The organism is Candidatus Nitrosopumilus sp. bin_7KS, assembly GCF_054095835.1.
The window spans coordinates 20,328-43,855 of record NZ_JBSWSO010000001.1; the positions used below are offsets into that span (position 1 = coordinate 20,328).

General features: G+C 31.0%; 27 protein-coding genes and 1 tRNA gene. 13 read left to right on the top strand and 15 right to left on the bottom strand.

The genetic code is table 11. The features are described 5' to 3' along the window. The first annotated feature begins 20 nt into the window (after window positions 1–20). Window positions 21–1,769: a HAMP domain-containing protein gene (locus ACW9W4_RS00165; protein WP_457760533.1), complete on the top strand. Its 1,749-nt coding sequence runs from the start codon at window positions 21–23 to the stop codon at window positions 1,767–1,769. 41 nt (window positions 1,770–1,810) lie between these two features. On the opposite strand, the gene ACW9W4_RS00170 is transcribed toward ACW9W4_RS00165, so the two are convergent. Both ACW9W4_RS00170 and ACW9W4_RS00175 read right to left on the bottom strand, forming a co-directional pair. Beyond that, window positions 1,811–2,176: a DUF6659 family protein gene (locus ACW9W4_RS00170; protein ID WP_457760534.1), complete on the bottom strand. Its 366-nt coding sequence runs from the start codon at window positions 2,174–2,176 to the stop codon at window positions 1,811–1,813. Then, entirely contained in the window at window positions 2,173–3,501 is a 1,329-nt protein-coding gene (locus ACW9W4_RS00175; protein WP_457760535.1) for an ammonium transporter, read from the bottom strand. Before ACW9W4_RS00175 ends, ACW9W4_RS00170 begins: the two co-directional genes overlap by 4 nt. A gap of 116 nt (window positions 3,502–3,617) precedes the next feature. Between ACW9W4_RS00175 and ACW9W4_RS00180 the strand changes: the two genes are divergently transcribed. Next, window positions 3,618–3,947, top strand: a complete 330-nt coding sequence (locus ACW9W4_RS00180; protein WP_457760536.1) for a P-II family nitrogen regulator — start codon at window positions 3,618–3,620, stop codon at window positions 3,945–3,947. A gap of 227 nt (window positions 3,948–4,174) precedes the next feature. Here ACW9W4_RS00180 and ACW9W4_RS00185 read toward each other — a convergent pair whose 3' ends face one another. The 3 genes from ACW9W4_RS00185 to ACW9W4_RS00195 all read right to left on the bottom strand — a co-directional run bounded on the left by ACW9W4_RS00185 (window position 4,175) and on the right by ACW9W4_RS00195 (window position 6,499). Next, window positions 4,175–4,756 carry a P-II family nitrogen regulator gene (locus tag ACW9W4_RS00185; protein WP_457760537.1) on the bottom strand — a complete coding sequence of 194 codons (582 nt, stop codon included), beginning with the start codon at window positions 4,754–4,756 and terminating at the stop codon, window positions 4,175–4,177. Between the two features lie 74 nt (window positions 4,757–4,830). Further along, a complete protein-coding gene (locus ACW9W4_RS00190) occupies window positions 4,831–5,976 on the bottom strand; it encodes a J domain-containing protein (RefSeq protein ID WP_457760538.1) in 1,146 nt (381 codons plus the stop codon). Window positions 5,977–6,076: 100 nt separating this feature from the next. After that, complete coding sequence (locus ACW9W4_RS00195) at window positions 6,077–6,499, bottom strand: universal stress protein (protein WP_457760539.1); 423 nt, start codon at window positions 6,497–6,499, stop codon at window positions 6,077–6,079. Between the two features lie 101 nt (window positions 6,500–6,600). Here ACW9W4_RS00195 and ACW9W4_RS00200 point away from each other — a divergent pair, with 101 nt between their 5' ends. Then, window positions 6,601–7,284, top strand: coding sequence for a VIT1/CCC1 transporter family protein (locus tag ACW9W4_RS00200; RefSeq protein WP_457760540.1), 684 nt, complete (start codon window positions 6,601–6,603; stop codon window positions 7,282–7,284). Between the two features lie 28 nt (window positions 7,285–7,312). Here the strand turns inward: ACW9W4_RS00200 and glnA are convergent, their stop codons facing one another. Further along, complete coding sequence (glnA, locus tag ACW9W4_RS00205) at window positions 7,313–8,758, bottom strand: type I glutamate--ammonia ligase (RefSeq protein WP_457760541.1); 1,446 nt, start codon at window positions 8,756–8,758, stop codon at window positions 7,313–7,315. Between the two features lie 72 nt (window positions 8,759–8,830). Further along, a complete protein-coding gene (locus tag ACW9W4_RS00210) occupies window positions 8,831–10,195 on the bottom strand; it encodes a KamA family radical SAM protein (RefSeq protein ID WP_457760542.1) in 1,365 nt (454 codons plus the stop codon). Window positions 10,196–10,342: 147 nt separating this feature from the next. On the opposite strand from ACW9W4_RS00210, the gene ACW9W4_RS00215 reads away from it, so the two are divergent. From ACW9W4_RS00215 to ACW9W4_RS00235, 5 genes are read left to right on the top strand one after another with little or no spacing between them, the layout of a single operon-like run. Beyond that, entirely contained in the window at window positions 10,343–12,130 is a 1,788-nt protein-coding gene (locus ACW9W4_RS00215) for a mechanosensitive ion channel family protein (RefSeq protein ID WP_457760543.1), read from the top strand. A gap of 42 nt (window positions 12,131–12,172) precedes the next feature. Continuing rightward, window positions 12,173–13,048, top strand: coding sequence for a ribose-phosphate diphosphokinase (locus ACW9W4_RS00220; RefSeq protein WP_457760544.1), 876 nt, complete (start codon window positions 12,173–12,175; stop codon window positions 13,046–13,048). Between the two features lie 2 nt (window positions 13,049–13,050). After that, window positions 13,051–13,998: a DNA methyltransferase gene (locus ACW9W4_RS00225; protein WP_457760545.1), complete on the top strand. Its 948-nt coding sequence runs from the start codon at window positions 13,051–13,053 to the stop codon at window positions 13,996–13,998. After that, entirely contained in the window at window positions 13,995–14,894 is a 900-nt protein-coding gene (gene rnz, locus ACW9W4_RS00230) for a ribonuclease Z (RefSeq protein ID WP_457760546.1), read from the top strand. Before ACW9W4_RS00225 ends, rnz begins: the two co-directional genes overlap by 4 nt. A 1-nt stretch (window position 14,895) precedes the next feature. Then, a complete protein-coding gene (locus ACW9W4_RS00235) occupies window positions 14,896–15,615 on the top strand; it encodes an SIR2 family NAD-dependent protein deacylase (RefSeq protein WP_457760547.1) in 720 nt (239 codons plus the stop codon). Window position 15,616: 1 nt separating this feature from the next. Here the strand turns inward: ACW9W4_RS00235 and ACW9W4_RS00240 are convergent, their stop codons facing one another. The 3 genes from ACW9W4_RS00240 to ACW9W4_RS00250 all read right to left on the bottom strand — a co-directional run bounded on the left by ACW9W4_RS00240 (window position 15,617) and on the right by ACW9W4_RS00250 (window position 17,369). Next, complete coding sequence (locus tag ACW9W4_RS00240) at window positions 15,617–16,339, bottom strand: hypothetical protein (protein ID WP_457760563.1); 723 nt, start codon at window positions 16,337–16,339, stop codon at window positions 15,617–15,619. 89 nt (window positions 16,340–16,428) lie between these two features. After that, on the bottom strand, window positions 16,429–16,821 hold the full coding sequence (locus tag ACW9W4_RS00245; protein WP_457760564.1) for an RNA-binding domain-containing protein: 393 nt from the start codon (window positions 16,819–16,821) through the stop codon (window positions 16,429–16,431). Further along, window positions 16,818–17,369: an AAA family ATPase gene (locus tag ACW9W4_RS00250; RefSeq protein ID WP_457760548.1), complete on the bottom strand. Its 552-nt coding sequence runs from the start codon at window positions 17,367–17,369 to the stop codon at window positions 16,818–16,820. Before ACW9W4_RS00250 ends, ACW9W4_RS00245 begins: the two co-directional genes overlap by 4 nt. Before the next feature lie 69 nt (window positions 17,370–17,438). On the opposite strand from ACW9W4_RS00250, the gene thpR reads away from it, so the two are divergent. The 3 genes from thpR to ACW9W4_RS00265 are packed head-to-tail and all read left to right on the top strand — an operon-like array spanning window position 17,439 to window position 20,045. Beyond that, the gene (gene thpR, locus ACW9W4_RS00255) at window positions 17,439–17,981 is read left to right on the top strand and encodes an RNA 2',3'-cyclic phosphodiesterase (RefSeq protein WP_457760549.1); all 543 of its coding nucleotides are present in this window, start codon (window positions 17,439–17,441) and stop codon (window positions 17,979–17,981) included. Further along, a complete protein-coding gene (gene cca, locus ACW9W4_RS00260) occupies window positions 17,978–19,309 on the top strand; it encodes a CCA tRNA nucleotidyltransferase (RefSeq protein ID WP_457760550.1) in 1,332 nt (443 codons plus the stop codon). Before thpR ends, cca begins: the two co-directional genes overlap by 4 nt. After that, on the top strand, window positions 19,284–20,045 hold the full coding sequence (locus ACW9W4_RS00265; RefSeq protein ID WP_457760551.1) for a serine/threonine protein kinase: 762 nt from the start codon (window positions 19,284–19,286) through the stop codon (window positions 20,043–20,045). The genes cca and ACW9W4_RS00265 overlap by 26 nt, the downstream gene beginning before the upstream one ends. Here the strand turns inward: ACW9W4_RS00265 and ACW9W4_RS00270 are convergent. Further along, window positions 20,046–20,119, bottom strand: a tRNA-Pro gene (locus ACW9W4_RS00270). 56 nt (window positions 20,120–20,175) lie between these two features. Here ACW9W4_RS00270 and ACW9W4_RS00275 point away from each other — a divergent pair. After that, window positions 20,176–20,385 carry a hypothetical protein gene (locus ACW9W4_RS00275; RefSeq protein ID WP_457760552.1) on the top strand — a complete coding sequence of 70 codons (210 nt, stop codon included), beginning with the start codon at window positions 20,176–20,178 and terminating at the stop codon, window positions 20,383–20,385. A gap of 1 nt (window position 20,386) precedes the next feature. Here the strand turns inward: ACW9W4_RS00275 and ACW9W4_RS00280 are convergent, their stop codons facing one another. Together ACW9W4_RS00280 and ACW9W4_RS00285 are read right to left on the bottom strand one after the other, a co-directional pair. Next, a complete protein-coding gene (locus ACW9W4_RS00280) occupies window positions 20,387–21,535 on the bottom strand; it encodes an NAD(P)/FAD-dependent oxidoreductase (protein ID WP_457760553.1) in 1,149 nt (382 codons plus the stop codon). 1 nt (window position 21,536) lies between these two features. Then, window positions 21,537–22,277 carry an SDR family oxidoreductase gene (locus ACW9W4_RS00285; protein ID WP_457760554.1) on the bottom strand — a complete coding sequence of 247 codons (741 nt, stop codon included), beginning with the start codon at window positions 22,275–22,277 and terminating at the stop codon, window positions 21,537–21,539. A gap of 107 nt (window positions 22,278–22,384) precedes the next feature. Here ACW9W4_RS00285 and ACW9W4_RS00290 point away from each other — a divergent pair, with 107 nt between their 5' ends. Continuing rightward, window positions 22,385–22,612: an AN1-type zinc finger domain-containing protein gene (locus ACW9W4_RS00290; protein WP_457760555.1), complete on the top strand. Its 228-nt coding sequence runs from the start codon at window positions 22,385–22,387 to the stop codon at window positions 22,610–22,612. Here the strand turns inward: ACW9W4_RS00290 and ACW9W4_RS00295 are convergent. Then, window positions 22,609–22,893, bottom strand: coding sequence for a hypothetical protein (locus tag ACW9W4_RS00295; protein WP_457760556.1), 285 nt, complete (start codon window positions 22,891–22,893; stop codon window positions 22,609–22,611). The two genes, ACW9W4_RS00290 and ACW9W4_RS00295, sit on opposite strands and share 4 nt — an antisense overlap. Before the next feature lie 31 nt (window positions 22,894–22,924). Continuing rightward, window positions 22,925–23,482 carry a DNA replication complex GINS family protein gene (locus ACW9W4_RS00300; RefSeq protein WP_179362726.1) on the bottom strand — a complete coding sequence of 186 codons (558 nt, stop codon included), beginning with the start codon at window positions 23,480–23,482 and terminating at the stop codon, window positions 22,925–22,927. Between the last annotated feature and the right edge of the window lie 46 nt (window positions 23,483–23,528).

Genomic DNA, 23,528 nt, shown 5'->3' on the forward strand with positions numbered 1-23,528 from the left:
TATAAAAAACATAGAACAAAATGGCTATTTCATTTAATCTTAGTAAAAAATTCATTTTTCTGATAATGATTGTATCATTTGTTGCTCTTTCAATTACAGGGTTTCTAAGTTTCTATTATGCTGATCAAATTCTAGGAGAAAGAGTAGGTGATCAATTATTAGGAGAATCAACTGTAAGAGGTGAAACACTAAGGTTACTTTTTGAATCAAGAATTGAACAAAACAATATTCTTGCAAATGATCCTATGATTCAGTTATTAGTTTTGGAAATGAATCAAATTCCTAAAGACAAACTAAAAGAATCTCAAGAAAATAATCGTAGGGATTTTTTAATCCAAATTCAAGCATTCCAAGAATTGATTGGATATTCCATTGGATTTGAAGATACAAAAATTATTGGCAAGGATGGAAAAATGTTTTTTTCGCTTAGTAGAAATATAGAGGAAGATTTTGTTGAAGATAAATTATTTCAAAGAGGATTAAAAGAATCATTTATTGAATTTGAACCAGCCAAAATTGGTAAAAAAATAATTGTTGTTTCACCAATTTTTGCAGATGGTAGTAAAAAAGGTGATGAACCTATTGGAGTGATAATTTCTAAAATGAGAACAACTTCAATTGACAATGTGTTAGTTAATAGAAGTGGATTAGGAGAATCAGGTGAAGTATACATTGTGAACAATCAGTCAATTATGTTATCTGAATCTAGATTTGTTGAAGATGTGGTGTTCAAACAAAAAGTGGATAGCTTAGCCGTACAGAAATGTTTCAATGAAGGAGAAGAAATGGTAGGATTTTATGATGATTACAGAAATGTTCCAATTTATGGATCATCTTATTGTGCAGATGATTTAGGCATAGTTTTACTTGTAGAAATTGACCAAGCAGAAGTAGAAAAACCAATAGACATTCTTCAGAACAGGATATTCTATACTGGAATAGTAATTACCCTAGTAATGGGAATTGTTGCATTTGTAATATCAAAATCAATTTCAAGACCCCTCCTTAAATTAAAAAATGCTGCAAATAAAATTGCAAGTGGGGATTTTAAAGTAAGAACTAACATAACAACTGGTGACGAAATAGGAGAGTTATCACATGCATTTGATTCAATGGCTCAAAAGCTAGAAGAGTCATTGATTGAGATTAAAGAGAAAGAAGAAGTCATTAAACAGCAAGAAGACATTTTGTTAAAATTTTCTCAACATGAACAAAATGATTGTGTAGGTGTTGTTGATATAACAGACTCTACAAGAATATCATCTAAATTATCTGATGATGATGTTAGTAAAATGTATGAAATTTTCCTTAATTTCATGGCAAAAATTATTCGCAAACACAACGGAGAAGTAGTAAAAAATATTGGAGATGCTTTAATGTTCAGATTTGCAAATGTTGATCCAAAAAATGTTCAAGTGATGAAAAATATCGTAGAATGTTGTTTGAATATGATCGAATCTCACGATGAACTAAAAAAAGAACTCAATGCTGAAAATATAGACGAGTTAGATTACAAAATTAGTGCAACATATGGTTCTGTAAAAGTAGCTGAAAGTACTACTTCAAAGATTTCAGACATTTTTGGACCTACAGTGAATAAATGTTTTAAAATAAATTCACTTTGTCCAAAAAATAGCATAGTTATTGGTAGCAATCTGTATGAAATTTTAAAAGACTTTGATGAATATGAATTTGCACAATTCTGTTCTATTGAAATGAAGAAAAAATATGGTTATAGTATTTTTGAAGTTAAAAGAAAACAGAATTAGAAAAAATATTTTAATCAGAAAACAAGGGGTTTGAGGCTAAATTATTCAGAATTTTTTAAAGCAGCATGAACAAAATCAATTATTTTTAAATAATCTGTTCTTGGTTCTGTACTAATCATAAACAAGTCGTTAGAATTGATTGGAATACTAATCATGGTAACTATAGCGTATTCTGTAATTGATGATTGTTCGTTACCGAGTTTGTATGCTAAATTTGTATAAAGATCTCTTTTTTGCAATGCATAGTGAATTGACATTTTGACATTATCTCCCTCTAAAATTTTCTCAACATTTTCTCTGTGTCCACCTGCAATCATCTCACCCTTGCTATTTGCAACACCTGCAAATCTAACTTGAGGATCTAAATCAAGAACTTGCTTTGACAATTCATTATAATCTACTGTCATTTTTTATTACCGTCTGATTTCTTTTTGAAAAGTATTTCATCCTTTTCTTCTAATTCTTCTGTATAATCATCCATATCCAGTAAGAACTCTTCTTCATCAGAATACGCAGATTCAGCATGTTCACTAATATCTAATCCTATATCTTCAACTTCAGCTGAAACTCGAATACCTATAGTACGTTTTAACACTTGAAGGATTATCCAAGTTCCACCAAAGCCCATAGCAGCTGCTACACCAACACCTATTGCTTGAATCCAGAGTTGATCTGGATTTCCAAATAGTAATCCGTCTACCCCTCCAGGATTAATTGCAGTACTTGCAAAAATTCCTATAGCTAACGCACCAACAATACCTGCAACACCGTGAACAGAACTTACATCAAGTGCATCATCAATCTTTAATTTTTCTTTGAACAGTACTACACCAGAGTATGAGATTACACCTATTGCAATACCAATTACAAATGCATGTTCAGCACTAACAAATCCAGATGCAGGAGTAATTCCAGCAAGACCTGCAATTGCTCCATTAATTGTGGCTACAACTGATGGTTTTCCAGTTCTAATCCATGAAAGTCCTGCCCAAATCAAAGCAGATACAGATGAGGCCATGTGAGTCACAATTACAGTATTACCAGCAACACCACCTGTTGCAGAAAGTGCACTACCTGCGTTAAATCCAAACCATCCTAACCACAATAATGAAGAACCAAGAACAGCAAGAGGAATACTATGAGGAATCATAATTGCTGGTCCGTAGTGTCTTCTTCTACCAAGAACTAGTGCGGCAGCAAGAGCTGCCATTCCAACACTTGTATGAATTACAATACCACCAGCAAAGTCGACAACACCAAGTTCTGCTAACCAACCACCACCCCAAACCCAATGAACTAGAGGGTAATAGATTAGCATAGACCATGCTGCAATGAAAATGATAAATGAATTGAATTTCATTCTTTCAGCAATAGTTCCCGTAAGTAATAGAGGAGTAATTGCTGCAAACATTAGTTGGAATTTAACAAATAATACACCAGGAATTGTTGGAGCATATTGTTCCAATGGTGCATCAGATGGAACCCCTTTAAGAAATACCCAATCAAAATTTCCAATTAATCCTTCAGTTGAATCACCAAAGGAGACACTAAATCCAAAAATAAACCACATGACACTCAAAAGTGCCAAACCAAAAAAGATCTGCATGAAAATCGATGCTGCATTCTTTTTTCTTAAAAGTCCAGATTCAAAGAGACCTAATGCGGGGATCATTAGTAGCACAAGACTACCTGCGACAAGCATCCATGCTGTATCCCCAGAATCTAGAACCATGATAAAAAATCTGAATTTTAAATTAATAACAATGTCTAAATTTGATTATCATTTGATTATCATTTGATTATCAAAATCAGAAATTATATTTGTGTAAATTGCAATACAATAACTGAATGCTCAAAATAGAAGTCATACTTGGAGAAAACGACGTTATGGCAATTAGTGAAGGATTAAAAAAAATCGGAATTGGGGGTCTTACTGTATCCAAAGTAAGGGGAAGAGGAAAGAAACCAGGTCCAGAAATTCATGCATCAAAAGGAAGTGAAATTTTTGTGCCTCAATTCAGTGATAAATACAGATTAGAAGCAATAATTTCAGATGCAAATGAAGATGAAGTTGTAGGAATTATTAAACAAAAGGGCAGAGTTGGTAAAATCTTTGTTTCTCAAATTTTACGAGCAGTGGATATTGCTACAGGGGATGAAGGGGAAAACACAATCTAAGGACATGAACATAAATTCTATTCGTAAAAGTAAATTGTTTCACAGAGAAGAAATGCAGCACTTGGAATCTAAAGACATACTCAAAGTCGTCGTAATAGCAGGGATCATTGTTATACCACTACTTGTTGGTTTAGTTGTATGAAATTATCCAAAATTTCTATCGCCAAACTAGTTCTTGCAGCAGTTGGAATGACGTTGGTTGGATTAGCTTTGTTTAATGGCTACTATTAAAAATCGCCAAAATTATTTTCATAAATAATTGTAGGATTTTTTAGTTGTTTTTCTATTGTTGGTAATGATTTCATTATACAATAATTTACAAAATCACTAAATGATTTTATTCTATAATCATTACGCAAAGTTTCTTTGTTATCTTCATAAATTATTTGTAATTTATTCAAAGTAAATTTTTGTAATGGAACAAATCTACTTCGTTTAGGTAATTGTCTTAATTCTGAACTTGCTTCTGAAGTAAATTCAAGATCTTGTTTTCCATCAAGTGTTTCCATATCTACGACTTCTTCCATTTCAGAAACAAAGATTTTTCCACCATGTTTTGATGACAAGCCAGAATTTTTTGAAATCATTTCAACTACTTTTCTTGCATCTTTGTCAGAAACTACCATTTCGATTTTTGCTAATGGTACTGACTTTAATCCAGTTGAACCTACTCGAGAACCTTGAGACTCATCGTAAATATTACTGTCATCTAAATTTCGTTTATCAATGATGTAAGTTCCAACTATATTCAAATTCGTTTTAATGGTAGGGAAATTTTTTCTCTTAATTACAGCCTCTATCTTTTTCACGTTTAATATTCAAAAATAGGCATATTTATGAGAAATGATCATTATCATGCCTAAAAATTAGCATTTAGACATAATTATTTTTTAGAAAAGCCAAATTTTAATGCCCATCCTTGTTTTTTAGCAGGCTTCATAGAGAGATTATCTAGCATTGCATATGTTATAGTAAATCCATTTCCGATCATAGTAGCATCTTTTGTGTAATTTTCTTTGTTTGATACAAATTCATCAGCTAAATCTTTAATTTTTTTAGTCTTGAGATCAAACAATCGTATTTTTTTACCATTCTCAAGTTTAATTATCGCATCACCACTAAACCCCTGAATAGAAAAATTCTCAAAGAATCTAATCGTTCCACCTTCTTTAAGGATGATCTCAGAATCAAAAGTTAACTTTCCACCATAAAATAAAATTTCTCTTGCAGAAATTTTTACATCATCTTCAACATTCAAAACAATTACAGAATCAGCTTCAAGTGATACTGTATTTGCAATATTTTCTGCAATAATTTTTCCATTTAGTGCTGATATGTGAGTTCTATGTTCTTGAATTTGGAAAACTCCTACACGTATAGGATCTTCAATTTTAAATTTTCTTCCATAAACATTTCCAATAACAACATTACCATTATCTACAATTATTTTTGCACCATTATCAATTTTATATTTATTTTCTAGAGGATTAATGAATTTAAAATCCCCATTAGTCAAATGGATATTTGTCTGAAATTCTTCTGTCCACGAAGGGCTAGTAATACTCCCTTGCATAATAATAGGACCATCATAAGAAAAACTCCCTGCCATAAAATTTCCTTTAATTGATAGAGCACCGTTAGCTTTTCTTTCTAATTCAATTTCTCCAAGAGTTTTTGAACCAAATAATCTAGAAGCAGTTGTGTTTGAACTATTCAAAGCAGCTGCCCATTCTTGAGCAGTTTTCATTTCTTTGAATAGTTCTTGACCCAAAATCTGATTTTTTCTTCTTACATCGGCCTCAGTATCACCAGAATATACTTTGGAATTTTTTAATTTTTCATAATCTGTTTCAGGATATTTTTTACCAATTTTTAGATCATCGTATGCTTGTTTAATTTGAATAAATTGTTCGTTTTCACCTCCACGATCTGAATGAAATTGAAGAGCCAATCGTCTAAATGCATCTCTAATTTCTTTCTCAGTTGTACCTTCTGTAATTCCTAAGATATCATAATTGCTTTCTACCATATTCTATACCAATGATAATTTTTCAAATTCCTATACTTGTAGGTTATTAGGCATAGAATATCAAGGATATGAAAAAAATGAAAAAAAAGTCCAGATTTGACTATTTTACTACTAAAACAGGAACTGCAGTTTTATGCATTACATAATTAGATGTGCTTCCTAGAAATGCCTCTTTTGCACCACCCAATCCTCTTGCACCTATTACAATCATGTCAAATTTTCCATTCTTAGCAAATTTAACAATTTCAGAACCAGTATTTCCACCACCAGTTTTGTATTTGAAAACAGCACCCGCCTTTTGAGTTTTATTCATGGCAGGACCAATAGCTTTGACAGCTTTTCTTTGTGCTTCTTCTTTCATTTTTGCTGTATATTTGATTCCTGCTGCCATGGGCAAATGAAATACATAAAATCCTGTAATTTCTGCATCTCCACCTTTAGCAATTTCAATTGCTCTATCTAATCCTCTCATAGAATTTGATGAACCGTCAAGGGGAACTAGAATTTTTTTGAATTTGGCCATATGTTACAGCAAAATTTATTCAATATAAGAAACAATGATGATTTTCAATATTGGAATTGTTCATGCATACTAATCAAATATCTAACTTGATCTAATTAAAAATGAAAATATATTTTGATGATTTTATTTATGGTTCTATAGATGGAGCAGTTACAACTTTTGCGATAGTTGCAGGAGTTATGGGTGCATCATTACCTTCTGCAATAATCTTAATTCTAGGATTTGCAAATTTATTTGCTGATGGAGCTTCTATGGCTGCATCAAATTATCAAGCATCAAAAGCAAGAAATGAATTTGTACAAATGAAAAGAAAACAAGAAGAGTGGGAAATAGATAATTTAGAAGAACAAGAAAGGGAAGAAATCAGAAAAATTTACAGAGAAAAAGGTTTCAAGGATGAATTATTAGAAGATGTTGTAAGGATAATCACATCAAAAAGAAAGGTGTGGATAGATACAATGATGAAAGAAGAATTAGAATTAATTGAAGATGCTAAAAATCCCATTCATAGTTCTGTAAGTACATTTGTTGGTTTCAATCTTATTGGATTAATTCCATTAATTCCATTTATGATTTTTATGATAATAGGAATTGAATTGAATAAAGAAGCTTTTGCATATTCTATAGTAGGTGTTTGTGCTGCATTCTTTCTTGTTGGAATGATAAAAGGAAAGATTGTAAAAAAATCTATGATGCACTCTGGAATTAATACATTAATTATTGGCGGAATTGCTGCAATTATTGCATATTTAGTTGGTTATGGATTAAATTTTCTAATATCTTAGCATAATATCTGGATTTAATTGTCTCAAACTATGCATCTGCATACATTGAAACTTCCCAAGCTGTAGGAGTTTGTGCAAATGCAGTATATTCTTTGTATTTTAATTCGGAATATGCATCTAGAAAATCTTTTGTAAAAATATCAATTAAGAAATTTGAATCACTAGACAAAGAATCTAATGCACCTTTCAAAGATACAGGTAGAGAACCAATATTGTATTCTCGTTTCTTTTCTGTAGAAAGTTTGTAGACATTTTCTTCAACTGGATCGCCGGGATCTATTTTATTTTTAATTCCATCTAGTCCTGCAAGTAACAATGCAGCTTCTAAAAGATAGATATTTGCTGTTGGATCAGGTACACGATACTCAATTCTCTTACTTTTTTCTTGGTTTCGATTATACATTGGAACTCTAATAGCTGTAGAACGATTTGCTAATCCCCAACAAACATTGACTGGTGCTTCAAATCCAGGAACAAGACGTTTGTAAGAATTTGTAGTAGGATTTGAAATTGCACATAGAGCTGAAGCATGACTTAGAATTCCACCTACATAATATCTTCCAGTTTGACTCATTTGTGCAACATCATCATCTTTATCATACATTACATTTCTATTTTCATTCCATAAACTCTGATGAGTATGCATAGCAGATGCATTGTCACCAAAAATTGGTTTTGGCATAAAGGTTGCAACTTTATTTTTTCTTTTAGCTTTAACTTTTACTAAATTTTTAACTGCGATAACATTATCAGCCATCGTAATCATTTCATCATAAACTAAATTAATTTCACATTGACCAGAAGTTGCAACCTCATGATGTTCAGCTTCGATTCTTATTCCAAAATAATTGTATAAATCTTCACAAACATCTTTCCTAAAACCATTAAGAGTATCTTTTGGTTGTGATGGATAATATCCTTCCTTGATATCAATTGCAGTACTTACATTTCCTTTTGCCCATGGAGATTCTTTTGACTCAATTGAGTAGCCTGAGCCTCCACCAGAATGGGTTGCTGCGTACGGAGATGGATAAACATTGATTGCATCAAAAACAAAAAATTCTATTTCAGGACCCCAATTAGTGTGAGTTAATCCAAATTCTTTTAGTTTCTCAGATGCTTTGAAAGCTATACCTCTAGAATCTCTAGTGTATCTTGATTCTTTGTTTGTGCTTCCATCATAAAGATCACAAAACATTCTTGCATTTTTTCTATTACCTGGATCATAATCATTAGGAAGAATTTTGAATGAATTTGAATCAGGCATTAAAATCATATCAGAATTATTGACGGATTTGAAGCCAACTATTGAACTTGCATCTAATTTTTCAAGACCATTGACAAAACTATTTTCATCAATTGCATAGCTTGGCATTCCAACATTATGAAGCTCACCAAAAATATCTACAAACCAAAAGTCAATGAATGATATATTTTCATTTTGAATAGTCTGTAATACTTGATCTGAATTCAACTGACATTAATTGTAAATTAGTTTACTAATGTTATCTTGTAAGTTAGAGTTGTCAAGTTAGTCAGGTTAATTCTAAGATTCAGGATAATCTTCAGTTGGATGTGTTGCTTTGAAATTTTTCATTTCTTCATCAAAAAAGAATTTATCAGTAAGGGCAGGCTTCAAATCATCTAACCAAATTGCATTTTCATCATATTTGGCAAAGAATGGAACTTGAACCCAATCAGGATTTCTACCCTGTAAAAATCTCAATACAATTACTTTTTGATCACTCAGATTTGCAGTTCCAATAACATGGACTTTTCCTGGAGTTGCAGACATACTTGGTCCACGAACAGTTCTTGCTAATCCACTAACTGAAGAATATGCCTTTTTGAAAATTTGATAAGCTTTCACCAATGGGATTCCAAAGTAATGTTGAGCACCAGTATCTCTAACTACAAACATGTAGTATGGAATACATCCGAGTTGAACTTGTTTAGTCCACATTTTAGCCCACATTTCTGCATCATCGTTGATATGTGCTAGTATGGGAGATTGAGTTCTAATTTGTGCGCCTGTTTTTCTTACTTCTTTAATTGCATTTTTTACTGCATCAGTGGATAATTCATTCAAATGATTAAAGTGAGCCATAAATGCAAGATGCAAACCATTATCGGTAATTTTTTTGAAAACATCTAACATTTCTTGAGAATCTGAATCTGTCAAAAACTTGTATGGCCAATATGCTAATGCTTTTGTTCCAATTCTAATTGTTTTAAGATTTGGAAGTTTGGCATCAATTAAAGCATCAACATATTTTGAGAAAATTTTTGCTTTCATTATCATTGGATCTCCACCAGTAAAAAGCACATCAGAAATTTCTGGATGTTCTCTAACATATTGAACTAATTGCTCTCCTTCTTGCATTGCAAATTTCATCTCATCCATTCCAACAAATTGTGGCCATCTAAAACAAAAGCTACAATATGCATGACATGTTTGACTCTGACTAGGGAAAAAGAGACAAGTTTCTTTGTATTTGTGCTGCATTCCATAAAGTTTTGTTCCGTCTTTTAATGTTGGAACATTTAGTTCCATTTGACCTGCTGGATGTGGATTTAATTGTAAACGAATTTCATTTGCAATTGCAGTAATTTCTTTTTTATCTAAATTATTTTTTAAAGCAGTCTCCATTTTTTTATAATGTTCTGGTTTTAGCATTCCTTTTTGAGGAAATGTCAAGACAAAGATTGGATCATTTGGGATATTATTCCAATCAATTAATTGTTCAACAACATAATTATTTGCTTTAAATGGCAAAACATTACCTACAACTTCCATTTCAAATTGAGTTTCTTCACCAAGTTTTTGAATTTGTGGAAGAGTACGAAAATTTGATAATGTATATGATTTCAGTGATGGTGAATCACTCCATGCTGATTCTTGATAGGTCATTTTGTAAATAGTAACTTTACCCTTGTTAAAGGTTACAGAGTTTCTAGGCATAAATTTATCAATATTCTAAAATCGAGAATAAAATTACATTTAGAAATAATAATAGAGGTTACCTTTGTATTCTAGAATGGGAGAATGTGTTAGTTAATGGCCGAGGATGAAATAATAGGTGCAGTAGCCGGACAAGCAAGCGAATTTCAAAGTGTTACTGAACTAATAGCATCATCAGAAGCTTTACAGACCGCATTCACAATTCTTGTAATTGGAATTATTGGCATTACTCTAGTTTATCGAGTATTTTCAAAATGGGTTTTATCTCAAAAATTTAGTTACGTTAGACCTCATCTTTCAAGATTTGTCAGAGTTGGAGTTTTACCATTTTTTGCAATTATTTTAATCACCAGCATGAATGCATATATTCAATCTTTTGATTTGTTTGACAATGTCATAATCCCAGATTTGCAAAATAACTTGTCAAATATACCAGAAAATTTTGTTACCAGTGATAATTTATCTTCAGCTGGAACATTTGCAAAAATTCTCAATACCATCAATATTCTAGTAATAGGATATTCAATAGCGCACCTTATACCAATTATCATAAGTAAACGTGAAAAATCAAATTTGGAAAAAGAAGATTTTGAATCTTGGAAGGACATGAGAGGGTTTCTTGATGATAAAAATGATTTATTTCACAGATGTTTTCAATGGGTTCCTCCAAAAAATACTCCTGAAGATATTTCAGATGAGGAATTTTTAAAAAATCTCAAAACAGAGGATGGTAAAAAATTTTTAGAAGAATTCAGAACCACTAAAGGACTGCCAATTGGAAGTTATCAACAATTAGTAAAGAATCCATTTGAAGAATGGAAACAATCCGAGAGAGAGAAATATCTTGATTATTTTGAAAAATGTATTTCTGGAAATAATCAATCTGGAAAAAAACTCAGACTTGGGCAATCAGATGAAGAAATTTATCCAATAGATACTTGGAGAGAAGAAAAGAGATTAGAATCATATGAACCAATTGTTGCTGGTGGAAGACCACCGGGTTATGCAACACGAAAGAGAAAAAATCTTCCAAAATCAATTAGTCAGATACTACCACTAGGGATTTTTGTTGCAGTAGTTATTGGTGTAGTTAGTTGGTGGGGTGTTGATCTCTTTGTACTTGCTACTGCTACAGGCGGATTAGCAATTGGTGTTGGGTTAGCATTACAAGAAACAATGCAGAACTATTTTGCATATATTCTGATTAGAAAGGACAAAATATTTGCAGAAGGTGAACGAATCAAATTAGATACTGGTTATAATGGATATGTACATAAAATTACTCCTAGAGTCACGTACATTAGAGATGCACTAAATGAGTCCTTTGCAGTAATTCCAACAAGACAGCTTGTAAATGCACAGATCATCAACTATTCAAAAGAGATCAAAATGGTTCCTGCAATGGTTAAAGTTGGAGTTTCATACCTTAATGATCCTAAACAAGTTTCAGCAATACTTGTAAAAATTGGAAAACGTGTAATGAAAGAATCAGTAGATAGCAAAGGCAGGCATCTTGTAACTCAATTAAGATGTCCGTATGTGGAAGAAAACAAACCTAGTTGTGGGTGTGATAAAGATATTCATGTAGATATCAATCAACCAGTTGTCAGATTTAATAATTTTAATGATTCTTCATTAGATTTTTCATTATGGCTTTACGTTAGAGACTATGGTTCACAATTCAAAGCTAAAACAGAAATGAGGATAATTATGTATGAGGAATTTAAAAAATATGACATTAGAATTCCATGGCCTATTAGAACTGTATATCAAGGAGATGAAAAACGTGAGCAAGAAGAGATTGATCAGCTCAGTGAACAAAGGGATGGTGTTATTGATGAATATGGTATTGGAGACATTGGTCGTGGAAGTGGAGAAGACTAAAATTCTCAAAACTTAAGAATCCCAATAAATCACATTTCTTTGTTGAATAATTTATCAGTAATTGCAGGTAAATCATCTGAAGATGTAGCTAAAAAACTATCTAGAAAAATAAAGGCAAATTTTGTAAAATCACAAGTAAGAATTTTTGAGGATGGAGAAAGCAAGATTACTCTCAGCGGAAAAATATCAAAGAAAAAATCTATTGTTGTACAATCAATTTATCCTCCAGTTGATACAAATCTACTCCAAGCATTATCACTTATTTCAAAAGCTAAAGAGACATCATCTGAAGTAATTGCTGTAATTCCATATATGGGATATGCAAGACAAGATAGAGAATTTTTACCAGGAGAAATTGTAACAATGAAAGTTCTTGGCAAGCTGTTCAAAGGTGCAGGTGCATCAAAAATTATTGCTGTTGATATTCACAGTATGGTTGGATTCAAATATTTTTCCATTAAAACAAAGAATGTTTCTGCAATTCCAGAACTCGTGCGATATTTCAAAAAATTGAGCCTAGATAATCCACTTGTCGTATCCCCAGATCAAGGAGGAAAAGAAAGAGCAAAGGAATTTGCAAAGGAATTAGGCTCAGAATACATTGCTTTAGAGAAAAAAAGAGATAGAAAAACAGGTAAAGTTCAGATTAAAACAAAGAATTTAGAAGAAGTTGCAAATAGAGATTTGATATTAGTTGATGATATGATTAGTACTGGAGGAAGTATTGTGAAAGCTACTCAATTTCTTAAAAAACAAAAATGTAAAAAAGTGTATGTTGCATGTACTCATGCACTTTTAATGAATGATGCAGAAAAAAGAATTAGAAAATCAGGAGTTACTAAAATTATTAGTGCAAATACAATTCCAGGTAAAACATCTGTTGTAGATATTTCTAATACTATTGCAAAGGCAATTTAATTATGCCAGAAAGTTTTTTTGTTCTATCTAAAGATTATCTAGAACTTGCAATAGATGAGATCACAGCAATAGCAAAAATGTATGATAGATTTTCTAAAATCAAAGTAATTTCCAATCTGGTAATCGTGCAATCTAAAACAAATGTAAATGAAATAACAAAACGTGCTACTTTTGTAAAAACTTCAGGACAGATTTTACGAAAAATGTCTGGGTTATTTCTAGATGAAGAAAATGTCGGAGTTTTAAAAAATGCAAAAAGTTTTGTTTGCAGAGTCATTAATTTATCACCAAATCAATTCAACGTTCCAGAATTAGAGAGTTCTATGGGAGATATGATATCAAAATTTTCTCATGCAAAAGTAAATTTAGAAAATCCAGATATTACAGTATATTTGATTTTTACAAATGATGAAAACTTTTTTGGATTTTCAAAACGATCTAAAGGACAGGTAAGACCAAAAAAGATCAAGAAATACCCTCATGAATTGGATTGGAAGCTGACCAGAGTCATGATTAATCTGATTGGAATGAAAAAAGGAGAGACCGTTTGCGATCCATTTTGTGGAACAGGTACTACACTACTTGAGGCAGAATCAATGGGAATTCATGCAATTGGATTGGATTTTGATGAAAAAATGTGTGAAATTGCTAAGAAAAATCTCAAAGTGAATAATTATCATTCAAATGTGATAAATTCAGAATTTCATGAATTATCAAAAATATCAGACAAATTTGATGGAATTGTAACTGATTTACCATATGGAACAGCCTCAAAAACATCAGAAAAACCCCAAGAAATATTGAAGAAATTTTTCTCAATACTGCCTACACGAAAAAGAGTTGCAATTATGTACAAAAAAGAAATGGACTTTAACTCAAAATTAAGTGGATTAAAAAAATACCATATCTATAGGCATAAAAGCTTGACAAGAACAATTCTGATAAAATGAAACTTGTATTCCTAGGTACTTCTGCTGCCCAACCCACTGAAAATAGAGGGTTGTCATGTATTTGTTTAGAAAGAGATGGTGAGATCTTAATGTTTGATGCAGGTGAAGCTGCCCAAATATCATTTATGAAATCAGGTTTGGGTTGGAATAAAAAAATGAAGTTGTTTGTTACGCATATGCATGGAGATCATTGTGTAGGAATTTTAGGATTATTACAAACCATGTCAATGCAAAATAGAACTGAAACATTAGAAATTTTTGGACCAAATGGAATTGAAGAGTTTATTGCAGCAAACATCAAAGTGTTAAATTTTGGATTATCATTTTCTGTATTAATCACTACCATTAAAGAAGGAAAAGTATTCGAAGATGAAAAATTTTCTATTTACGTGTGTAAAGCAAATCATTCAGTAACTGCTTTTTCATATTTGTTTGAAGAAAAAGATAAACCGGGACGATTCAATCTTGAAAAAGCTAAACAATTAGGAATTCCTGAAGGAAAATTATGGAGTGATTTACAAAAAGGTCAGGATATTACAATTAATGATAAAATAATAAAGCCAGATCAAGTATTGGGAGAAAAACGTCCAGGTAAAAAAATTGGAATTTCTGGCGATACAATGCCTACTAAAGAATTAGAAAAATTTTTTGATAATTGTGATTATTTGGTATTTGATTCAACATTTTTAGAAGAAGAAAGAGATAGAGCAAGGGATACGTGTCATTCTACTGCAAGACAAGCAGCAACATTAGGAAAAAATGCTAAAGTAAAAAATTTAGTTTTAACACATTTTTCAGCTAGATACAAAGATGAAAAAGGACATTTAAAAGAAGCTAAAGAAATTCATGATTCAGTAATCACTGCAAAGGATCTCTTAGAGATAGAAATTAAATAAAATGTTTGAATCAATTAGTGATCAAATTAAAAATTATAAAAAAATTGTTTTTGTTACGGGGGCTGGGATTTCACAAGAAAGTGGAATCCCTACATTTAGAGGAAATGATGGATTATGGCGTAGTTATGATCCAATGAAGCTTGCAACTATTGATGCATTTTATGAGAATCCTAAACTGGTATGGGAGTGGTATAACGATAGAAGGAGCAATATTTTTCAGGCACAGCCAAATCCAGGACATAATGCAATATCTGAACTTGAAAAGTATGCTCAAGTTGTGGTTCTAACACAAAATATTGATGGATTGCACAAAAAAGCTGGAAGTTCAAATGTTTTAGAATTGCATGGGAGTATTGTAAAGATCAAATGTTCTGTTTGCGATTATAATGAAGATATTTTAACTGAAATTTCTGATCTTCCACCTCTTTGTAAATGTGGAAATATACTAAGACCTGATGTAGTATGGTTTGGAGAACCACTACCACAAGATGTATGGCAAAATGCTATTGAATTTGCAAGTGAGTGTGATTTGATGGTCATAGTCGGAACATCACTTGTAGTATCTCCAGCAAATACACTTCCACTATATGCAAAACAAAATAATGCAACACTAATTGAAATAAATCCGGAAAATACAGAGATGTCAGAAGAAATGGATGAAATAATTAGAAATACAAGTGTAGAAATTCTACCAAAATTAGTTTCATTATTTAAAAAATAAATTATGGCTGAGAAAAGATACCGTTAATTTTGGTATCAGAAGAATCTCCTGGATTGTAAACTGATGAAATAATTGTTCCATAATCTTCATGCTCTACAACCATATCTACATAATATGGAATTCCTGTTGCATCATTTACATTAGTATCAAACTTTGAGGTAAAGAAAGTACCAGAAAAAATTTCTTTGTCATCAGTTCTAATAATCACATTAACACTTTTTGTTTTTCCACTTGTATCAACATATTGAAGTAAAATATTATCATCTAATTGTTGTTTGGTAGATAAAGAAAGAGTTTCTGATATTTTTGAAACAGTATTTTGAGATGAAATATTGTTATCAGATAAATGACTGTTAGTATCAGAATTTGAATTACCATTAAAAATATTTTGGATTGACTCTATTGGATTAAAATTTGAAATTTCATCTTGGATAGTTTTTTGAGATGATTCTTTTACTTCAGAGATTTCATTGGATATTTTATCTCCAGTATCACTTAATTCATTGGATATTGATTCACTAGTTTTATCTACGATTTTATCTATTGATGAATCAATTCTTTGTTCTACTGAATCAGATGCCTTTGAACCAAAAATATCAACATCATTTTTCAGAGAATCAAGCACAGTTGCAGAAGTCGTAGGAAACAAGTTATCAATTTCATTTGAAAAAATCATCCCACCCAAAATTACAATGCCTGCAATTATGCCTAGTTTAATGAACATTACACAATAGTTCAAAAAAACGGATTTTACATTCAAACTGAAAAAAATAGTCAAAAATGAGTTAATTTTCTTAGCTAATTTTCCAAGATTTAGTCAGAAATCCAATCAATTATTCCATCAATGTTTGATGAATTCAGGATTACCTTAATTGGTCCAAGGGGGGATTCTTCTGCCTCATCGCATATTGCAACTTGATCTACAAAAGCTGCTTGCTTATTTAGAAAAAACCAAGTACTATTTCCTTCTAAATTATTTTCCAAATTACGTGTATAACTTTTTTGAGACTGTGTAGAAACAATTGATTCATAAATTTTTTCTAAAGATCTTAATTCATTTGATTGAGCTTTAATTGAAAAATTTTCATTTTTAATATTTGAGTGTGGAAAAATATTAGAAATTGCTTGTATAACTTTATCAGGATCTTCTGATAAGTTTACTGGGCAGACCATTTCAATTTTACAATTAATGTTTGGAATTTTCATTCTAACCATTTTTGAATGATTTTAAAAGTTTGTTCAATTAATTCTTCTTTTGTTTTACCGACATTAGATATTGCATTATCAGAAAGTGCAATAGAATTGCTTACACCAACTCCTAATTCACGATTATCTCTTTCTTCGAAATGTTGTTTTGTTTGAGGATCATCTGATCTTCCCCTTTTTTGTAAGAAATTGAATCTGGTATCAGTAGAGGCATGAACGGCTAATAATTTTACTGTGCCATATTTTTTCAATACTTGAATTTCATCATTGGATCTGACTCCATCAATTAAAATTACATTTGAGGTTGAAGATTCAATTTGTGGTTTAACTAATTCAGCTATTGCGCCAGGACCATTTTTTTCTCTTAATTCAAGCATTAATTTTCCTAAATTTTCTCTAGTGGATTCTAAATTTCTTTTTTTAGCTTCTTCTCTAACAGTATTTCCCATATTGATTATTTCGTATCCTTTAGATTGTAATCCTTCTGCAATGGTAGATTTACCTGCTCCGGGCATTCCTGTTAAACATACAATTAGTTTTGTCAACATATATCAAAAAAAAGGCTCGTCTATGAAGCTACCGGAAATTATTATAAACATCCTTCAAAAAATATTATGATGCGTGTTTTTGTGGCAATAGAAATTTCAAATAACAATACAATTAATGCAATTAAAGAATTTCAGAAAGGGGTCAATATCGATGCTAACCCAGTAGAATTGAAAAACTTACATTTTACTTTACAATTTTTAGGGGAAATTTCAGAGGAAATTACTCAAAAAATTATCCAATCTCTTAAAACAATTGAATTTTCAAGTTTTGATGTCAATCTAAAAGAAATTGGAGTATTTCCTAAGCCCAAATTTCCAAGAGTGATTTGGATTGGAACAGATGAGATTGGAGGAAATATGTTAATTCAGCTATCTAAAAAAGTAGAAAAAGTGTTAGAACCACTGGGATTTTTTTCAGATAAACCATTCAAACCTCATATCACAGTATTTAGAATTAAAAAGAAGATTGGAGACATATCAGGAGAAATGAAAAATTATAAAATGATAAATTTTGGAATTCAAAAAGTATCTAATATAAAATTGAAAAAAAGTGTTCTTACAACAAATGGACCAGTTTATTCAGATTTAATGGAGGTTGCTGCAAAAAAATGAATCCAATAATTTCTAAAGTTTCTAAAACTGTAATTCCTTCAAAAACAATTGAAAAATCAAAGAAGCAAATTGGAGAAACAGCTTTTAGATTGGTTGAAAAAGAAATTAAAAAATATTTGGAAGTGGAGGAATTAGAATTTGGCGGATCATTTGCTAAAGGAACTTGGTTAAGCAAAGATGCAGATGTGGATATATTCATAAAATTTAAAAAAAATGTATCTGAAGAAAAATTTGAGAAAATTTCCAAGAAAATTGGGTTTGATTCATTGAAAAAATATTCTCCTTATGTTAGATATTCTCAGCATCCATATGTTGAGGCTAAAATAAAAAATACTAAGATCAATGTTGTACCATGTTATGATGTAAAGATTGGAGAATGGAAAAGTGCTGCAGATAGATCACCATTTCATACAAAATTTATGGAAAAATCATTAACGCCAAAAATGAGAAACGAGGTACGAGTTTTGAAGACGTTTCTAAAATCAAATGGAATTTATGGTGCAGAAATAGCAAAACAAGGATTCAGTGGATATATTTCTGAAGTTTTGATTTTAGAATTTGGAAGTTTTGAAAATCTAATAAAATCAATTTCAAAAATTAATGAAAATCAAATCATTGGAAAAACAACTAAAAAATTTGATACATCAATTGTAGTGATTGATCCCATAGACAGTAATCGAAATTTAGCTGCTGCCATTTCTGATGAAAATATTGGAAAGTTTATTCTTATTTCAAGGGCATTTAAAGAAAAACCAAGTTTAGAATTTTTCAAGATTAGAAAACCAAGAACATCAAATAAATTTTGGAATAATTTATTGGTTGTAAAATTTAATTTCAAAGCTAGGAGTCCAGATATTATCTGGGGGCAAATTAAAAGAGCAACCTCAACATTGTCCACTCAGTTAGAACTAGGAGGATTTACTGTATTGAGAAGTAAATCCCACACAGATCAGCAAAAAGAAGCCTATCTTTTCTTCTTTTTAGAGTCTATCAAAATCAATGAAATTTATTCCAAAAGTGGACCTGAATTTTTCAGAGAAGATAGCACACATAGTTTCATTGCTAAAAATCTCAAAAATGCAGAATTAGTATGGGTTGGAAATAATAAAAAAATTATTTCCTTAGAAAAAAGAATTCATACTGATGCAGTAAATTTTATGAAAGAATTTTTGAAGAAAAATCTTCAAGTAGGCATACCAAAAGGTCTTCAAAGTGATTTTAAACAGGGTTTCAAAATATCCGTAGGAAACAAAAATCTAAGCAAATCAATTAAAGAGGAAGCAGGTGAATTAATTTCAGTAGATGGCACACTCCTTCATTTCAATTAAAAAATTTTTAGAAAAACCATATTCAAACATTATTGGATATCCAAATGCAACTAGTCGTCAAATTAAATCAAGAATAAATGAATTAGAAAAATTAAAAATTAAATCAATTTCCTTAACAGGTCCTACTACACTTGGAAATTTAGCAATTTTAGGAAAAGGATATGTTGGTGTTGTAGTAATTGCAAAGAAAGGCAACAAAGAAGTTGCCCTAAAAATTAGAAGAACCGATTCTCCAAGAAAAGATATGAAAAATGAAGCAGTATTATTAAAATTAGTTAATTCAGTTAAAGTGGGTCCAAAAATGATTGATGTCAGCAAAAATTTCTTAGTTATGGAATATCTCGAAGGGGAAAAATTCAGTAATTGGATTGAAATGTTAAAAGGGGTTGGAAGTGCAAAAAAATTAAAATCAACAATAAAAAGTGTATTAGAAGATTGTTATAGATTAGACCAAATTGGATTTGATCATGGTGAATTAAGCAATATTTCAAAACATGTTATTGTAGGTAAAACAAAATCTTCGCTAATTGATTTTGAAAGTTCAAGTACGAAGAGAAGACCATCTAATGTTACATCAATAACTCAGGCCTTTTTCATCGGATCTGGAATTTCCAAAAAGACTCAAAAAATTTACAAAAATTCATCCAAAGAAAAAATCATCGGGGCACTCAAATCATACAAACAAGAAAAATCTAAAGAAAATTTTGAAAAATTACTCAAAATTTTAAAATTATAATGGGATCGGCAGGATTTGAACCTGCGACCACTAGTCCCCCAGACTAGTATCATACCAAGCTAGACTACGATCCCTCGCTTCAGAGGCACAAAATGAAATTATTAAATCGTCCTATTGATAAATAGAATTAATGAAACTTTGCAATATTTGTCATAAGATTTCTGCTACAGATCAAGATCATCTTGATTGTGTTCAAAGAAGAAGTATTGAAACAGAGGCTGAAGATTTTAAAAATAATATTCCAGAAAAACTCAATCTTTCAAAAAATACTCAAGAAATAGATGTAGGGGTTAAAGCAATTTTAGAGCATCTTTCAAAAAGTAAAGATTCAGATGAATAAACTAAAACCATTTTTCTAGTCTTTCTTTTTCAAATTCTATCTTTTTAGAAAGATTATCAGAAGTTGATTCTGTGAGATTCGTCAATGGTTTTGATTGTGAAAACATATCAATTTCAATTACAGATGCGGTATCTCTGCCAGACTCAATAAAACAACCTCCTTTTCCATCAAACAATGCAGATTCTTCTTTGGACTGGATTTTTGAAATAATATTTTGTGCTACTGTAATACCTTCTCCTTCTGCAAAAATTCCAGCTTTTGGAACTGCCATTTTTTCTGCAACAGTTAAACTAGTTACATCACCTACTGCAAAGACATTTTCAATTGGAGTTTTACAATCTCTATCAATTGGAATAAATCCAGATTCTTTAGCTAATCCAGAATCATAAATTACTTTAGGAGCAATATGTGGGGGAATAGCTAAAAGTATATCAAAATCAGCTTCACTGTCTTCAAAAATTAATTTTTTAGATTCAACAGATTTTATTTTACAAGAATTATGAAAAATAATTTGTTCTGAATTTACTAGTTCAAGAATTTGTTTACTAACTTCAGGTCCAGCAGCTGGTAAAGTAATAGGGGCAGGACTGTAAAAATCAATTTGTACAGAATTGCGAATTCCTCGTTTTCGAAGCATAGAATCAATCAATAAACTAGCCTCAAATGGTGCTGGAGGACATTTGTAAGGCATTCCCATTATAGAAATTGCAATTTTTCCAGATTCAATACTTTCAAGTTTCTCCCGTATTTGTAAAAGTTGATTGTGATCATAAAGATTGAATCCATTTTGTTCCAATCCAGGAATTTTTTGAGGAGCTAATACTGCACCCATTGAAATAATTAGAAAATCAAATGAAATTTGTTTAGTTTTTGTTTTTACATTCTTATTTTCAAAATTAATTGATAAAATTTCATCTTTAACAAAATCAATTTCTTTCTTTTGTAGTTCGTTTAATGATCCTGTTGAATTTTCAAAAGTACGTGTTCCATTTATGATCCATAGCTTTGCAAATCCTACCATAAACCAGTCTTTTTTATCAATTACAGTAATTTTTACTTGTGATGATGGTAACGTGTTTCTTAATTCATTTGCAGCTGAGAGTCCACCAAAACCTCCACCTAAAATTACAACATGCGGAATATTGGCCAACTTAAAGTGCTTGAGTAGTAGGTCGTATCAAAATCTCATTTACATTAACATGTGGCGGAGAATCAACTGCATACAAAATTGCATTTGCAATATCCTCTGCTTGTAAAGATTCCATCTTCTTTGCGTTTTCAACAAATCCTTGCAAAGATTCATCAGTAATTGTATCATTTAGTTCCGTTGCAACAACTCCTGGTTCAATACTAGTTACTCTAATGTTAGAACGAACACTGAATTCTTGTCTTAATCCTTCAGTAAATGCTGCAACAGCATATTTAGTTGCACAATAAACACTACCTCCAGCAAAAACTATTCTTCCTGCTACAGATGATAGATTAACTATATGACCTGATTTCTTTTCTTTCATATGTGAAATTACCGCGCCTGTAGAATACAAAACACCTTTGATATTCACATCAACCATTCTATCCCATTCATCAACTTTGAGGCTTTTGAATAAACTCAAAGGCATCAAACCTGCATTATTTACAAGAATATCAATAGAACCCCATTTCTCTAAAACTGCTTTTGCAAAATTGTCACATTCAGCTCTTTGTGTTACATCTAATTTTTGATAAAATACTTCTCCGCCATCAGATGTAATTTTTTTTGCAAGTTCTTCTAATCTGTCAACTCTTCTAGCACCTATTGCAACTTTTGCACCTGCTTTTGATAAGGCCAAAGCAGTTGCAAATCCTATTCCACTACTAGCCCCGGTAATTATTGCAACTTTATCTTTAATCATCTAATCTTCAAACAAACTATGGTCGAACATCGTAAAAATGTTTAGACGTTAAGAAGTTTTAAGAAAATTCTAGCACCTTTATTAAAAGAAAAATAGTATTACAAAATATGCAGTCAGAAAAATGCGCTTATTGTGGTGATTTAACTGATATGCCTTTTCAATGCAATTATTGCAAAGATCCTTTTTGTGCAGAACATAGACTACCTGAAGAGCATAGATGTGTAAAACTCAGTCAAATTAGAGCTAAAAGATTTGGAGAGGGAAAAGTAATTCGTGATGGTGGACGTAACAAACCAAATATTTTAAAACGAATTTTTAGAAGACTTCGAAATTAATACGGACTTTTGTCAGGAGAAATTTTTGCTCTTCTTCCTTGATAAATCAAAGCTATAGCAAGTGCAAACATCACCATTGCAGTTAATGGAAAATTTTGTGGTGCTGGTAAAATGAACCAATAGTAAACTCCAAAACCTATAGACACAATTGCTTGTGTCCATAATTTTATCCATTTTGGTGCCTTTACTAATCTACTGATAAGTTCCACTGCAAAAATTCCGATTACAGGATAAATTGTATAAAAAAGAAAATCAACTACATCAACGCCTGTATGAGACATATTTTATGATGATTAAAGGTATAATTTCTATCTAGTCTTCCAAATGAACCTTAGTTGCTATATTTTTTGCAATTAAGGCCTGAGCATTCTCATATGGAATAGTAGCTATATCTTCAGTCTTGAAAGGACCATATTTTTCAAGATCTGCACCAACAATTTCATCTACTTCATGTAGAAATCTAATAACAATTTTTTTTGTTTTGTGATTCTGGGCTAATGATTCTAAAAATTTTGATTTTCCATTAATTGTTGCCGATACAATCATTTCTATTCTTTCTTTCTGATCCTCTTGGGAATCAAGAATAAATTTTTCTTCATCTAGTAAATAGCTTATTTCTAAATCAGAATTTTTTGAAATTTTATCTAATCGAATTTCTATTAATAATGATGTTAATTCTGTCACCATCTCCACCATAGTATTTTTAATTTTATTTTCTACTCCATCAAATTCTTGTTTTTGTAAATTTCCAATGAAATCAGCTAGGTTTCTGTAAAAATTGGGATCAATTTCTGAAATTGAATCATCTTCAATTTCACGTAAAACTATATGATGTAAAGAGTTGATATCGATTTGATTTGATTCTGACATTCTTACCTAATCCTTAAATGACTGTGTATTTGTGTTTGATTGAAGA